This window comes from Mesorhizobium sp. M1E.F.Ca.ET.045.02.1.1, assembly GCF_003952485.1.
In the GTDB taxonomy this organism is placed as follows: Bacteria; Pseudomonadota; Alphaproteobacteria; order Rhizobiales; family Rhizobiaceae; genus Mesorhizobium.
The window spans coordinates 2329110-2342250 of the sequence record NZ_CP034447.1; the positions used below are offsets into that span (position 1 = coordinate 2329110).

The window sequence follows — 13141 nt, forward strand, 5'->3', positions numbered from 1 at the left end:
TGCTTTGTTCACATTTTGCTGGCATCCCCAAGCGCGGCGGCTAGACTTGGCGCATGGGGGAAGCGATTCGCATCATCGGCATCGATCCGGGACTGAGGCGCACCGGCTGGGGCATCGTCGAGAGCCTCGGCAACTCGCTGCGCTTCGTCGCTTCCGGCACCGTGCGCTCCGACGACAAGGCGCCGCTCGCGGCAAGGCTCTGCCAGTTGCATGACGGGCTGGCGGAGGTGTTGCATCAGGCCATGCCGCACGAGGCGGCCATCGAACAGACTTTCGTCAACAAGGATGCGACGGCGACGCTGAAGCTCGGCCAGGCGCGCGGCATCGCCATGCTGGTGCCGGCGCGCGCCGGGCTGGTGGTCGCCGAATATGCCCCCAATGCGGTCAAGAAAGCGGTCATCGGCGTCGGCCACGGCGAAAAGAAGCAGATCCACATGATGGTGAAGGTGCTGATGCCGAAGGCGGTCTTCGACACCGATGACGCTGCCGATGCTTTGGCCATCGCCATCTGCCACGCGCATCACCGCCAGAGCGTCGCCTACCGGATGACGGCGCTGGCGTGAGGGGAAAATCATGATCGGCAAGCTGAAGGGCACGTTGGACGAGATCGATGAGGACTCCTGCCTGGTCGATGTGCACGGCGTCGGCTATGTCGCCTATTGCTCGGCGCGCACGCTGGCAGCGCTGCCAGGGCCCGGCGAGGCGGTGGTACTGTTCATCGAGACCTATGTTCGCGAGGACATGATCCGGCTCTACGGCTTCCAGAGCGCGCTCGAGCGCGAATGGTTCCGGCTGTTGATGAACAATGTGCAGGGCGTCGGCGCCAAGGTGGCGCTGGCGGTGCTGTCGACGCTGGCGCCGGCCGACCTCGCCAATGCCATTGCTTTGCGCGACATCGCCATGGTCTCCCGCGCGCCCGGCGTCGGCAAGAAGGTGGCCGAGCGCATCGTGACAGAGTTGAAGAACAAGGCGCCGGCCTATGCCGGCTCCGCCAACGGCACGATCGGCCTCAAGCAGGAGCTTGGCGAGGGCGTGGCAGCAGCGCCGATCACCGATGCGGTCTCGGCTCTGGTCAATCTCGGCTATTCGCGCGACATCGCGGCGAATGCGGTAGCGGCAGCGCTGAAGTCGGCCGGCGAAGGGGCGGATGCCTCGAAGCTGATCCGCTTCGGACTGAAGGAACTGGCGCGGTGAGGCGCTTGTCCTGGCCCTTGGCGTATGCGAGGAACGCCGCATGAGCCTTTCGCCCCGCCTCATTGCCCCCGACAAGCGCGGCGAGGACGCCGACCAGAGCCTGCGGCCGCAGTCGCTCGACGAGTTCGTCGGCCAGGCGGCGGTGCGCGCCAATCTCAAGGTCTTCGTCGACGCCGCCAAGAGCCGCGGCGAGGCGCTTGACCATGTGCTGTTCGTCGGCCCGCCAGGGTTAGGCAAGACGACGCTGGCGCAGATCATGGCGCGCGAGCTCGGCGTCAATTTCCGCTCGACCTCGGGGCCGGTCATCGCCAAGGCCGGCGACCTCGCGGCGCTGCTCACCAATCTCGAGGAGCGCGACGTGCTCTTCATCGACGAGATCCACCGGCTCAATCCGGCGGTGGAGGAAATCCTCTATCCGGCGATGGAGGATTTCCAGCTCGACCTGATCATCGGCGAAGGGCCGGCCGCGCGCTCGGTCAAGATCGACCTCGCCCGCTTCACGCTGGTCGCCGCAACAACCCGGCTCGGGCTCTTGACCAACCCGCTGCGCGACCGTTTCGGCATCCCGGTCAGGCTCAATTTCTACACGGTCGAGGAGCTGGAGCAGATCGTGCGCCGCGGCGCCCGCATCCTCTCGATGCCGCTCGGCGATGATGGCGCGCTGGAGATCGCGCGCCGCGCCCGCGGCACGCCGCGCATCGCCGGACGGCTCTTGCGCCGCGTGCGTGACTTCGCTTCCGTCGCCGGAAACGGCCATGTCGACAAGCGCATTGCCGACGAGGCGCTGACCAGGCTCGAAGTCGACGGGCTCGGGCTCGACGCGCTCGACCGCCGGTACCTCTCGATGATCGCTCGCAATTTCGGCGGCGGGCCGGTCGGCATCGAGACGATCGCCGCGGGGCTGTCGGAACCGCGCGACGCCATAGAGGACATCATCGAGCCCTATCTCATCCAACAGGGCTTCATCCAGCGCACGCCGCGCGGCCGCGTGCTGACCGCCAATGCCTGGCGGCATCTCGGGCTCGACCCGCCAAAGGACCTCGCGCAGCAGCAGATCAGCCTGTTCCAGGAAGAGTAACGGATATTTGTTCTCCCTGTCGGGCAGGGAACGGCTTGTCTGCGCAGAATCTGCTCGCCTCGGCCCAGGTGAGGGCACAATTGCCGCCTTTAAGGCAAGGCTCGCTTACTTGAATCCCAAGGGCTTGGGCTGACAGATGATCACCAGACGTGGCTTCCTGCGCCTCATCGGCGGCTCGTTCTTGTCGATGGTGTCGCTCAGCGCCTATGCCGTCGGCATCGAGCCGATGCTCTTGACGCATGTGAAGCGCTACAGCCTGACGCCGCCGCATTGGCCGGCTGGCCTCAAGCTCCGCGTCGTGGCTCTTGCCGACATCCATGCCTGCAAGCCTTGGATGACAGCCGGGCACATCGCTTCGCTCGTCGAGCGGGCCAACGCCCTGCAGCCGGACCTCGTGGCCCTGCTCGGCGACTATATCGCCGGCATGCGACTGGTGACGGACGAGGTGCCCGTCCCGGAATGGGCCGCGGCTCTGTCGGGGCTGAAGGCGCCGCTCGGGGTGCTCTCGATCCTCGGCAATCACGACTGGTGGCACGATATCATGGCGCAACGGGCCCGTTCGGGACCGACCGTGGCGCGCAAGGCGCTGGAGGATGTCGGCATCCCGGTGCTGGAGAACGATGTGGTGCGCCTCGAAAAGGATGGGCACGCCTTCTGGATCGCCGGGCTGGCGGACCAGCTCGCCCTGCTGCCAGGCCCGGATCGCGAACAATCCAGAGGATTGGATGATCTCGACGGCACGCTCGCCAAGGTGAGCGACGGCGCGCCCGTCATCCTCCTCGCGCATGAGCCCGACATTTTCCCGAAAGTCCCTTGGCGGGTGTCGCTGACGCTTTCCGGCCACACCCATGGCGGGCAGGTGCGGCTGTTCGGCTATTCGCCGGTCGTGCCGTCCGAGTTCGGCAACCGCTACGCCTATGGCCATGTCGTGGAAAACGACCGCAACCTGATCGTATCCGGCGGGCTTGGCTTCAGCATCATGCCAGTGCGTTTCGGCATGCCGCCGGAGATTTTGCAGATCGATTTGGGTTAGTTCCCCAGCACGGGGATTTTGACTGGTCGGCTCTGTTTGCGTTGGCAGGTGGCATGCCTTGGAGATTGGCCGAAACGCCCACCCCGTCGTCATCCACGGGCGGAGCAGGAGGGAAGCTCCGTCGCGAAGACCCTAGAATGACGACGTTTGGGCGGCTTCAACCAATCCCCGGCGGTTGCGCTGATTTCACGGAGATGAACGGAGAATCCTGCACCAAGGCAAACGGCAACCTTTCAAAAATCCCTATGTCGGGGACTGGTTCGCCCCCAAGCGCCTCAGCGTAGCGACCTGATCGCGTCCATCACGTTGGGCTCCGCCTTGTCGCCGTCGAAGGCATCGACGATGCCGAAGGCGCCGCCATAGCCCCATACCGACCAGGAAAAGCCATGCGCCTCGGCGCGCGCGATCATGTCCTTGACATAGGCGGCGCGGTACTCGGCGGGCATCACATAGGCGTTGCCGTATTCCTGGCGGATCATGCCGAATTCGCCGAGCGTGATGTCTTGCGGCTTGATGCCGTTGGCCTTCGCCCAGCCCTCGACGGTCTTGAAAGGCGCGTCCATCAGGCCAACGAGCTTGTCGGGGCTGTCCATGCCGGCAACCTGCTCGTCCAGATAGGCAAGCATGCCGCTGCGGCGCGTCCATGGCGCTTCGGCCCTGATCCTGTCGCGGATCGTCTCCAGCGCCACGTCGAGCCGGGCGCGCGGCACCGCGGTCAGCGGATAGGGCAGGCCGGTGACATAGCGGATGAAGTCGCCGGCCCAGGTCGCGCCCTGATGCGTCAGAAGAAACGGATCGTAGGAATGGAAAGTCCAGATGATGTTGTCGTCGGGGATCGCCTTCGGATCGATCTTCGCCAGCGAGGCCGCATTGGAATAGCAGCCGCCGGTGAGGATGAGCGTCAGCCTGGTGGCGGAAGACCGCGCGGCCGCGAACAATTTCTTCTGGCGGTCGGGCCACAGGTTCGTGCCGTTCCCGTCGCAGTCGACGATCGGCTCGTTCATCAGCTCGAAGGCAACCCGGCCTGGGTCCTCGGCGGCGAGCGTATGCGCCATCTTGCGCACGACCTCGACATAGGCGTCGAAAGTGGCCGGATCGTCCATCACCTCGCTCATGCCGATCTTGCGGTTGCCTCCGGCCGGGATGAGATGCAGGTCGACGATCACTTTCAGCCCGGCGCGGTTGATCATGCGCGCCGAGTCCAGCACGCTGGCGTAGAGGTCGTCGCGCAGCGAAAGCGTCTCGTCGGACAGGAAGGGCGAGGGATCGACCGGCATGCGCAGGAAATCGAAACCGGCATCCTTCAACGCCTTGAGGTCATCCTCCTTCAGGAATTTGCGCCATTCCGGATAGGGCAGGATGGCCTTCGGGTCGTTCCATTTCTCCTCGCCGGTCCAGGTCGTCCACTGGTCGAGATTGAGGCCGCGCTTCATCGAGAACGTCGCTGCCTGACCCGGCAGCGTCAGCGCGGCCAGCGTCAGCAGCGCCGCCGTCAAGGTCTTGATCATCGCGCCCAACAGTGCCATCCGGTTCCCGCGCCATGCGCACCGCCCCGAGCCGTCCAGCGGTCCGGAGGGCGCGCGAACGAACAGGTGCCCGTTCGGGCCTGAAAAGGAAAGCGCGATGGACGATCATGGTGAATCGGCGCTCTGCGCCGGGCTTTCCGGGGCGCTGACGGAGTTCGGCCACCGGCTGATGGCCAGGGTCTACTATGCCGACACCGATTTCTCGGGCGTCGTCTACCATGCGCGCTACCTCGAATTCTTCGAGCGTGGCCGCTCCGACTATCTGCGGCTCGCCGGCGTCCATCATACCGAGCTTTTGGACGGCAAGCATGGCGAGCGCATCGTCTGGGTGGTGCGGCGCATGGAGATCGACTTCCGCGCGCCGGCCCGCATGGATGATATTCTGACCATCGACACGCGCACCGAGGACATCTCGGGCGCCCGTATCTTCATGGCGCAGCAACTGAAGCGCGGCGACGAGGTGCTGGTCGAGGCAAAGGTCGAGGCGGCGATCATCGGCGATAACGGGAGGCCGAGGCGGTTTCCTAAAGAGTGGATCGCCGCTTTCATGCCTCGGGTGTCCTGATATTCAGGTGATGCCGGCCTGCGAACGACGGCTCGGCCTGACCTGAAATCTCAACGCACCTCGACCCCAGTCGGCCAATGAGTATCCGTGCGAGGCGCGGCAATGCGCCGCGCTTCATATCCTAACCCATCCTTAACCATAACGGTTCATGAAGGAATTGGTGAAGATTGGCGCAATTCGTGCCGCCTTCCTTTCACCAAGATTTGCCCCGAAAAGGCCGCGAAACGGTGCATTCGGGGGCTTGTCCCGCAAGCTTCAAGCTTCGCGCGATCGGACCAAAGGGATGCCCATGGGCCAGCCGCCAGCGATGCCCGGAAAATTCTTAAGGACTTAAGTCATGGAAAACATCGCACTCGCCGACCCGGGCGCGCATTTGTCGATATGGGCCCTGTTCATGCAGGCCGGCTGGGTGGTCAAGCTGGTCATGATCGGCCTGCTCTGCGCCTCGATCTGGACCTGGGCGATCATCATCGACAAGCTTGTCGCCTACAGCCGCATGCGCCTCGCCCTCAACCGCTTCGAGCAGGTGTTCTGGTCGGGACAGTCGCTCGAGGACCTCTACCGGACGCTCGCCGACCGCAAGACCACCGGCATGGGCGCGATCTTCGTCGCCGCCATGCGCGAATGGAAGAAGAGCTTCGAGAAGGGCGCGAAATCGCCGCTGGCGCTGCAGACCCGCATCGACAAGGCGATGGACCTGGCGCTGACCCGCGAGATGGAAAGGCTGGAGGGCCGCCTCGGCTTTCTCGCCACGACCGGCTCGGCCGCGCCCTTCATCGGCCTGTTCGGCACGGTCATCGGCATCATGACGTCCTTCCAGGCGATCGCCGCCTCGAAGAATACCAGCCTGTCGGTCGTGGCACCCGGCATCGCCGAGGCGCTGCTGGCGACGGCCATCGGCCTGCTCGCGGCCATCCCCGCGGTCATCGCCTACAACAAGCTGTCATCGGATGCGAACAAACTCGCCATGCGCATGGAAGGGTTTGCGGATGAGTTCTCCGCCATACTCTCGCGCCAAATCGATGAAAAAGTGGCGCAGAAGGCCTGAGGTACGATCATGGGGATGTCTGCTGCTAGCGCAGGTGGCATAGGGCGAGGCGGACGCGGCCACAGGCGGCGCGGGCGCCATCATAGCCTGATGTCGGAAATCAACGTCACGCCGATGGTCGACGTGATGCTGGTGCTTTTGATCATCTTCATGGTCGCGGCGCCGCTCCTGACGGTCGGCGTTCCGATCGACCTGCCGGATACGCAGGCCAAGGCGATGAATGTCGACACGCAGCCGATCACGGTGTCGATCAATTCGACCGGCCAGATCTATCTGCAGGAAACCGAGATCCCGATCGAGGAGCTGGTGGCGAAGCTGCAGGCGATCTCCAAGACCGGCTACGACGAGCGCATCTTCATCCGCGGCGACAAGTCGACGGACTACGGCACCGCCATGAAGGTCATGGCCCGCATTTCAGCGGCCGGCTACAAGAACATCGGCCTGGTTTCGCTGCAGGAACAGGACCAGTAGACACGAAGATGAGGACCGGCCTCACCACATCGGTGATCTTGCATGCGGTGGCGCTGGCCTTCGGGCTGTTCACGCTATCCTCGCCGCCGGCCATGCCAGCCAGCGACGTGGAGTCGGTGGCGGTCGACATCGTGCCGATGGAAGCGGTTGCGCAGACGCTGCAGGGCGACAAGAAAGCCGTGATGCACGACAAGCCGGCGCCGCTGCCGACAAAGCGCCCGGATATCGTTCCCGATGCGCAGAAGGTCGGCGAGAACAGCGTCGACACCGACAAGCCGGTGACGGACGAAGCCAAGCCGAAGCCGGTCGACAAGACGTCCGCGCCGCCGCCTGCGCCGACGCCGACCGAGAAGCCGGCCGCCGAAGACGTGCCGAAGCCGCAGGAAAAGCCGAAGCCGGTGCCTGCGACCGAAGTGGCGCCGACGCCGGCGCCGAAGGAAGAGGTCAAACCCGAGCCGGTCAAGCAGGCGGATCCCAAGCCGACGCCAGCCAAGGAGCCGACGCCAACGCCGCCGAAGGAAACGACCGCCGCCATCCAGAAGGAGGAGGTCAAGCCTGACGCCGTCGCGGAGGCGATCGCCAAGGAGCAGCCGACCGACGAGGCCAAGCTTCCGGACTCCGCGCCGGCGCCGGAGGCGCGGCCGAAGCCGCAGCCTGCTCCCGCCGAGAGCGCCAAGGCGCCGGAACGCAAGGATGCGGAAAAGCCGGTCAAGGAAGCCTCCTCGAAGCCGAAGTCGGATGACAAGCAGTTCAACGCCGACGAGATTTCCGCGCTGCTCGACAAGCAGAAGCCATCCGGCGGCGGCGCCAAGCGCTCGACACAGCAGTCATCGCTGGGTGGTGAAAAGGACCAGGGCCAGAAGCTCTCCAAGTCGGAGCAGGGGGCTCTGGAATCTCAGCTCGGCGGCTGCTGGACATTGCCTGTCGGGTTGGAGGGCTCGGAGAACTTCGTCGTCGTGGTGCGGTTCAATCTCGACACAAATGGCAAGCTCGACGGCCGCCCATCGGTCGAGCAGTCGAGCGGCAACCGGCAGTTCGACGAAAGCGCCGTGCGCGCGGTTCAAAAATGCGACGTGGCCGGCCTGCAGGTTCCCGCCGGCAAGCAGGACATCTGGAACGACATCCGGGTCACCTTCGATCCAAGGGAGATGCTTGGCCTCTAGGCCCGGCGTCTGAACCATCAAAGAAGAGAAGCGAGAAGACATGAGATCTTTCCTCAAGCCGCTCCTGATGATTGCCGCCATGGCGCTGGGCATGACGGCCGGCGCCACCTTGCCGGCCTGGGCCCTCGTCGAGCTCAACGTCAACAAGGGCAATGTCGAGCCGCTGCCGATCGCCATCACGGACTTCCAGTCCAGCGATGCGCTCGGCGCGCAGATCACGGAGATCGTCACCGCCGATCTGAAGCGTTCCGGACTGTTCGCGCCGATCGACAAGAGCGCCTTTATCGAGAAGATCTCGGGCCCGGACGCCACGCCGCGCTTCGACGACTGGAAGGTGATCAACGCGCAGGCGCTGGTCACGGGCAGCGTCGGCAAGGAGGCCGACGGCCGCATCCGCGCCCAGTACCGTCTGTGGGACACGTTTGCGGGGCAGCAGATGGCCGGCGAACAGTTCTTCGCCAATGACGCCAACACCAGGCGCGTCGCCCATATCATCGCCGACGCCATCTATGAGCGGCTGACCGGCGAAAAGGGCTATTTCGATACGCGCGTCGTCTTCGTCGATGAATCCGGCGCCAAGAACGCACGCAAGAAGCGCCTCGCCATCATGGACCAGGACGGCGCCAATGTGCGCTATCTGTCGGACGGCCGCTCGATCGTGCTGACGCCGCGCTTCTCGCCGAACCGGCAGGAAATCACCTATATGTCTTATGAGAGCGGGCAGCCGAAGGTCTATCTCCTGCAGATCGAGACCGGACAGCGCGAGCTGGTCGGCAACTTCCCGGGCATGACGTTTGCGCCGCGCTTCTCGCCCGACGGCCAGAAGGTGATCATGAGCCTGCTGCGCGACGACGGCAATTCCAACATCTTCGCCATGGATTTGAGGAGCCGCTCGACCACCCGGCTGACCAATTCTACCTCCATCGACACCTCGCCGTCCTATTCTCCCGACGGCAGCAAGGTGGTGTTCACGTCGGACCGCGGCGGCCGCGCGCAGATCTATGTGATGGGCGCCGACGGCTCGGGTCAGACCCGCATCTCCTTCGGCGACGGCGTCTATTCGACACCGGTCTGGTCGCCGCGCGGCGATCTCATCGCCTTCACCAAGCAGACCGGCGGCGAGTTCCAGATCGGCGTCATGAAGACCGACGGTTCCGGCGAGCGCATCCTTTCCTCCGGCTTCCAGCAGGAGGGTCCGACCTGGGCGCCGAACGGCCGCGTGCTGATGTTCTTCCGTGACTCGGCCGGCGGGCCGAAGCTGGTCACGGTCGATCTCACCGGCCGCAACGAGCAGCCGATCCCGACCTCGAACTTCGCCTCGGATCCAGCGTGGTCGCCGCTGCTGGAGTGAGGAGAGGAACTGGGGAACTGACGAATTGAAGAACTGAGGAAAGGCGGATTCCTCAACGCTTCATTTCCCCCTTTTTTCATGTTTTGGCCGCATTTCCGCCTACGGTCCGCGCCCAGTGGTTCCGGGCAAGAAGGCCGAGGACGGCGGCCGAAACCAAAAATTAACCCTGTTTCTTGAATGCCGGTTAACCCAAACGTGGTTACTGGGTGATCAACGAAATCACTCGAATGCGAAGGAGAGGCGGCATGAGCCGTATCGCAGCACTTACCAGGAATCCGGCGATGATCGCGCTGGTGGCAGCGCTTGCCATCACGGGTTGCGCCTCCAAGAAGACGCCGAACAGCGCGGCCGATCTCGGCCTCAACGGCGCCGGCGCCGCCACGCCGGGCTCCGCGCAGGACTTCACCGTCAATATCGGCGACCGCATCTTCTTCGATACCGACTCCTCCTCGATCCGCGCCGACGCGCAGACGACGCTGGGGCGCCAGGCGCAGTGGCTCAACCAGTACAGGCAGTATGCCATCGTCATCGAGGGCCATGCCGACGAGCGCGGCACGCGTGAATACAATCTGGCGCTGGGCGCCCGCCGCGCCGCCGCCACCCGCGATTTCCTGGTCTCCAAGGGCGTTGCGGCCAACCGCCTGAAGACGATCTCCTACGGCAAGGAACGCCCGGTCGCGGTCTGCGACGACATCTCGTGCTGGTCGCAGAACCGCCGCGCCGTCACCACGCTCTCCGGCGCCGGCTCCTGACGGCTCCGCGCCGAAAATCGATATCGATTTTTGCTTCGCTGACCTTCGGTTCGGAAGGGATCACAAGCGCCACAGCGTCCTTTGGGCGTCTGACGACGCGCGGCGCTGTGGACGGCAAAAATACAACATGGCGAAATGAAAGGCGGCCTCAGGGCTGCCTTTTTCGTATGCGACGGGCTGAAACAAAATTTGGCCGAAGTCTCGCGTCCTGCTATGAGCGCGAGGGCGCTTCCTCCCTTCCGATTTGGAAAGGCGCATCAGGCCAACAGATTTCACGGCGAGAGACATAATGCATTTCAGAACGGTCCTGAGCGGCACGCTTGCGCTGCTGCTCGTATCAAGCATCCCAGGCGTCGCCGCCCCGGCAGGCAGCACCGGGCAGTCCTCGGACAGCGGGTTCACTTTCCACCTGCCGACGCTCGGCATCTTCGGCGACAAGACGAAGTCGCAGCAGGCCCAGATGGCGCAGCAGGACAGCGCCGGCGCGACCGGTCTGGAAGATCAGCTCCGCCAGATGAATGGCAAGATCGAGGAGCTCAACTTCCAAATCCTGCAGATGCAGGAGCAGATGCGCAAGCAGCAGGAAGACAACGAATTCCGCTTCCAGCAGCTCGAGGGCGGCTCGCAAGGTGCGAAGCCGACCGGCCAGAAAAAGTCCGAGGCCGCGCCCCCGAACGGCGATACGAACAATGCAAGCAACGGCGATGCGGGCGCCGGCGATGCCGGCACCGATACCGGCGTCGCGCAGGCCCCGGCGACGCAAGCTCCGGCCGATGCGGGAGCGCAGGACGGCGGCGGCAAGAGCGTCGGCGACGTCATCGTCGAGTCGCAGACCGGCGACCCGGGTAAGCTGATCACCGGCGCGCCGCCGAAGACCTTCGGCACCATCACGGTCGACAAGAACGGCAATGTCGTCAATGCCGAGACCGATCCCCAGGCGGGCGCGCCGGCGCAGGCTCCGGCGGCCACGGCGAACGCGCCCGCCGCCGAAACCGGCAACAACAGCGGCAAGAGCAAGTCCGGCGGCACGGTGATGGCTTCATTGCCCTCGACCAACAATCCCGATGAGCTTTACCGCAACTCCTACCAGTTCATTCTGTCGGGCGACTATCCCACCGCCGAACAGGGTTTCCGCGATCATATCTCGCGCTTCCCCAAGGACGCGAAGGCGGCGGATGCGCATTACTGGCTGGGCGAGTCCCTGCTTGGCCAGCAGAAATACCGCGACGCGGCGGAGGTGTTCCTTGGCGCCAGCAAGGAGTATCCGAAGGCCAAGAAGGCGCCCGACATGCTGCTCAAGCTCGGCGTGTCGCTGGTCGGCCTCAAGCAGAACGACGTGGCCTGCGCCACCTTCAACGAGATCGGCAAGCGCTATCCGGATGTTTCCGGCACGTTGAAGGAACGTATCAAGCAGGAAAAGGCGCTGGCGTCGTGCTAGCTTGCATGTCGCTGTCCCAGAACCGGGACCAAGTTTGGGCGACATGCACTGATGCTCGATACCGAGCCTGACCTTTCGGACCGAATTTTTTCAGACTTCGACTTTTCCAGCGGCGCCGTTGCAGCCGTATCCGGCGGCAGCGACTCGACCGCCCTTCTCTTTCTCCTCAAGGACCATCTCGACCGAACCCAGTCCGCGGCAAAGCTGCTTGCGGTGACGATCGATCACGGCCTGAGACCAGGCTCGGCGGCGGAAGCGCGAGCCGTGGCCCAGCTCTGCGCCGAGCGCGGCATCGCGCATCGCACGCTCACCTGGTCCGGCCGCAAGCCGTCGACGGGCCTGCCCGCCGCCGCGCGCGAGGCGCGCTACCGGCTGCTGGCGGAGGCTGCCGAAGCGGAAGGCACCCGCCTGATCCTGACCGGCCACACCGCCGACGATCAGGCGGAGACGGTGCTGATGCGGCAAGCTCGCGACGAAGGGGCACGCGACGAGGGAACTCGCGCCGAGGACGCGCGCGACGGGGGCCGCGGCCTCGCCGGCATGGCGCCCGCCACGCTTTACGATTGGCGGGCATGGATCGCCCGGCCGCTGCTCGGCACGCGCCGCGCTGTATTGCGCGAGATGCTCAAGCGCCGCGGCATCGGCTGGATCGAGGATCCGACCAATGTCGACCAGCGTTTCGAGCGGCCGCGCGTGCGGGCATCCCTTGCATCAGATGACGGCGAACGGCGTTTCGAGGCGGCAATCGCGCGAACCAGGCAAGCCGCGGCCGAACGTGAGGCGCTCGGCCGGCGGGCGGCCATGCAGATCGGTGCTTTTGCCCGCCAACCGTCTCCCGGTCTCATCCGCCTCGACCGCGCTTTCGCCGCCAGCGACGACGGTGAAGGCGCCACCTATGCGTTGCGCATGCTGCTCGCCACGGTCGGCGGCGTCTCCTTCCTTGCGGACGAAGCGCGCTCCCGCGCCCTGTTCGAGCGACTGCGGATCGGGCCGCTTTGCGCCACATTGTCGCGGACGGTGGTCGACGCGCGCCGCACCGGCATCTTCCTTTATCGCGAGGCCCGCAATCTGCCTGCCGCCGCTCCGGCGGTGGATGGCATGCTTTGGGACGGCCGGCGGCGGATCACATTGAGCGACAGATCGGGCGGGTTGGTGATCGCGCCCCTCGGGCCGGCCGCGGCCAAACGCGTCGCCGAGGGTGGTGCTCCGGCAAACCTGCGCCGCATGGCGCTGGCCGCCGAACCCGCGCTGTGGCGCGGCGGCGAATGCCTTGATTTTGCTGGCGGCGATGCCTTGCCGCCGCCGATCCCGATCGCACCTGTTGTGGCGCCCTTTGCCCGCTTCCTGCCGTCCTTCGATCTCAAGCCCGCCGCCGCCGTCGCCACGCTGATCGGCGCACCGCCGCTGCCGCCATCGCCTTTTCTCAGCCATGATCGCGGCGGAGCATGGGCGAAAGCTTAACCGAGGCATGCTGTTATGCTTGGCAAGGGGAGGCGCTCTCCCTATGTTAGGCCCAAGCTTC

Annotated in this window: 13 protein-coding genes; 12 read left to right on the forward strand and 1 reads right to left on the reverse strand. The window is 65.1% G+C overall.

Translation table 11 applies throughout. The features are described 5' to 3' along the window. Nucleotides 1–53 precede the first annotated feature (53 nt). From ruvC to EJ070_RS11340, 4 genes are all read left to right on the forward strand, one after another. A complete protein-coding gene (gene ruvC / locus EJ070_RS11325; protein ID WP_126091437.1) occupies nt 54–563 on the forward strand; it encodes a crossover junction endodeoxyribonuclease RuvC in 510 nt (169 codons plus the stop codon). 10 nt (nt 564–573) lie between these two features. After that, nucleotides 574–1194: a Holliday junction branch migration protein RuvA gene (gene ruvA / locus EJ070_RS11330; protein WP_126091438.1), complete on the forward strand. Its 621-nt coding sequence runs from the start codon at nt 574–576 to the stop codon at nt 1192–1194. A 40-nt stretch (nt 1195–1234) separates the two neighbouring features. Then, a complete protein-coding gene (gene ruvB, locus EJ070_RS11335; RefSeq protein ID WP_126091439.1) occupies nt 1235–2272 on the forward strand; it encodes a Holliday junction branch migration DNA helicase RuvB in 1038 nt (345 codons plus the stop codon). Nucleotides 2273–2408: 136 nt separating this feature from the next. Beyond that, nucleotides 2409–3305: a metallophosphoesterase gene (locus EJ070_RS11340; protein WP_126091440.1), complete on the forward strand. Its 897-nt coding sequence runs from the start codon at nt 2409–2411 to the stop codon at nt 3303–3305. A 275-nt stretch (nt 3306–3580) separates the two neighbouring features. Here EJ070_RS11340 and EJ070_RS11345 read toward each other — a convergent pair whose 3' ends face one another. Then, nucleotides 3581–4831, reverse strand: coding sequence for a cellulase family glycosylhydrolase (locus tag EJ070_RS11345; protein ID WP_126091441.1), 1251 nt, complete (start codon nt 4829–4831; stop codon nt 3581–3583). A 97-nt stretch (nt 4832–4928) separates the two neighbouring features. Between EJ070_RS11345 and ybgC the strand changes: the two genes are divergently transcribed. The 8 genes from ybgC (at nt 4929) to tilS (ending at nt 13080) form a co-directional block, all read left to right on the forward strand. Further along, nucleotides 4929–5396: a tol-pal system-associated acyl-CoA thioesterase gene (ybgC, locus tag EJ070_RS11350; RefSeq protein ID WP_126091442.1), complete on the forward strand. Its 468-nt coding sequence runs from the start codon at nt 4929–4931 to the stop codon at nt 5394–5396. Between the two features lie 337 nt (nt 5397–5733). Continuing rightward, nucleotides 5734–6444 carry a protein TolQ gene (tolQ, locus tag EJ070_RS11355; protein WP_126091443.1) on the forward strand — a complete coding sequence of 237 codons (711 nt, stop codon included), beginning with the start codon at nt 5734–5736 and terminating at the stop codon, nt 6442–6444. 9 nt (nt 6445–6453) lie between these two features. Then, the gene (gene tolR, locus EJ070_RS11360) at nt 6454–6915 is read left to right on the forward strand and encodes a protein TolR (protein ID WP_126091444.1); all 462 of its coding nucleotides are present in this window, start codon (nt 6454–6456) and stop codon (nt 6913–6915) included. A gap of 8 nt (nt 6916–6923) precedes the next feature. After that, complete coding sequence (locus EJ070_RS11365) at nt 6924–8078, forward strand: cell envelope integrity protein TolA (RefSeq protein WP_126091445.1); 1155 nt, start codon at nt 6924–6926, stop codon at nt 8076–8078. Nucleotides 8079–8145: 67 nt separating this feature from the next. Then, nucleotides 8146–9429 carry a Tol-Pal system beta propeller repeat protein TolB gene (tolB, locus tag EJ070_RS11370; RefSeq protein ID WP_245464940.1) on the forward strand — a complete coding sequence of 428 codons (1284 nt, stop codon included), beginning with the start codon at nt 8146–8148 and terminating at the stop codon, nt 9427–9429. Nucleotides 9430–9674: 245 nt separating this feature from the next. Then, on the forward strand, nt 9675–10181 hold the full coding sequence (gene pal, locus EJ070_RS11375) for a peptidoglycan-associated lipoprotein Pal (RefSeq protein ID WP_126091447.1): 507 nt from the start codon (nt 9675–9677) through the stop codon (nt 10179–10181). A gap of 289 nt (nt 10182–10470) precedes the next feature. After that, nucleotides 10471–11619 carry a tol-pal system protein YbgF gene (gene ybgF / locus EJ070_RS11380; protein WP_126091448.1) on the forward strand — a complete coding sequence of 383 codons (1149 nt, stop codon included), beginning with the start codon at nt 10471–10473 and terminating at the stop codon, nt 11617–11619. Nucleotides 11620–11670: 51 nt separating this feature from the next. Continuing rightward, nucleotides 11671–13080, forward strand: coding sequence for a tRNA lysidine(34) synthetase TilS (tilS, locus tag EJ070_RS11385; RefSeq protein ID WP_126091449.1), 1410 nt, complete (start codon nt 11671–11673; stop codon nt 13078–13080). Nucleotides 13081–13141 lie beyond the last annotated feature (61 nt).

What these genes read in the sequence shown, in the direction of transcription:
- pal (WP_126091447.1), top strand. Translation starts at nt 9,675, where the DNA reads ATGAGCCGTATCGCAGCACTTACCAGGAATCCGGCGATGATCGCGCTG.
- ruvB (WP_126091439.1), top strand. Translation starts at nt 1,235, where the DNA reads ATGAGCCTTTCGCCCCGCCTCATTGCCCCCGACAAGCGCGGCGAGGAC.
- ruvA (WP_126091438.1), top strand. Translation starts at nt 574, where the DNA reads ATGATCGGCAAGCTGAAGGGCACGTTGGACGAGATCGATGAGGACTCC.
- tolQ (WP_126091443.1), top strand. Translation starts at nt 5,734, where the DNA reads ATGGAAAACATCGCACTCGCCGACCCGGGCGCGCATTTGTCGATATGG.
- EJ070_RS11365 (WP_126091445.1), top strand. Translation starts at nt 6,924, where the DNA reads ATGAGGACCGGCCTCACCACATCGGTGATCTTGCATGCGGTGGCGCTG.
- tolB (WP_245464940.1), top strand. Translation starts at nt 8,146, where the DNA reads ATGATTGCCGCCATGGCGCTGGGCATGACGGCCGGCGCCACCTTGCCG.
- ybgF (WP_126091448.1), top strand. Translation starts at nt 10,471, where the DNA reads ATGCATTTCAGAACGGTCCTGAGCGGCACGCTTGCGCTGCTGCTCGTA.
- EJ070_RS11345 (WP_126091441.1), bottom strand. Translation starts at nt 4,831, where the DNA reads ATGGCACTGTTGGGCGCGATGATCAAGACCTTGACGGCGGCGCTGCTG.
- ruvC (WP_126091437.1), top strand. Translation starts at nt 54, where the DNA reads ATGGGGGAAGCGATTCGCATCATCGGCATCGATCCGGGACTGAGGCGC.
- ybgC (WP_126091442.1), top strand. Translation starts at nt 4,929, where the DNA reads ATGGACGATCATGGTGAATCGGCGCTCTGCGCCGGGCTTTCCGGGGCG.
- EJ070_RS11340 (WP_126091440.1), top strand. Translation starts at nt 2,409, where the DNA reads ATGATCACCAGACGTGGCTTCCTGCGCCTCATCGGCGGCTCGTTCTTG.
- tolR (WP_126091444.1), top strand. Translation starts at nt 6,454, where the DNA reads ATGGGGATGTCTGCTGCTAGCGCAGGTGGCATAGGGCGAGGCGGACGC.
- tilS (WP_126091449.1), top strand. Translation starts at nt 11,671, where the DNA reads ATGCTCGATACCGAGCCTGACCTTTCGGACCGAATTTTTTCAGACTTC.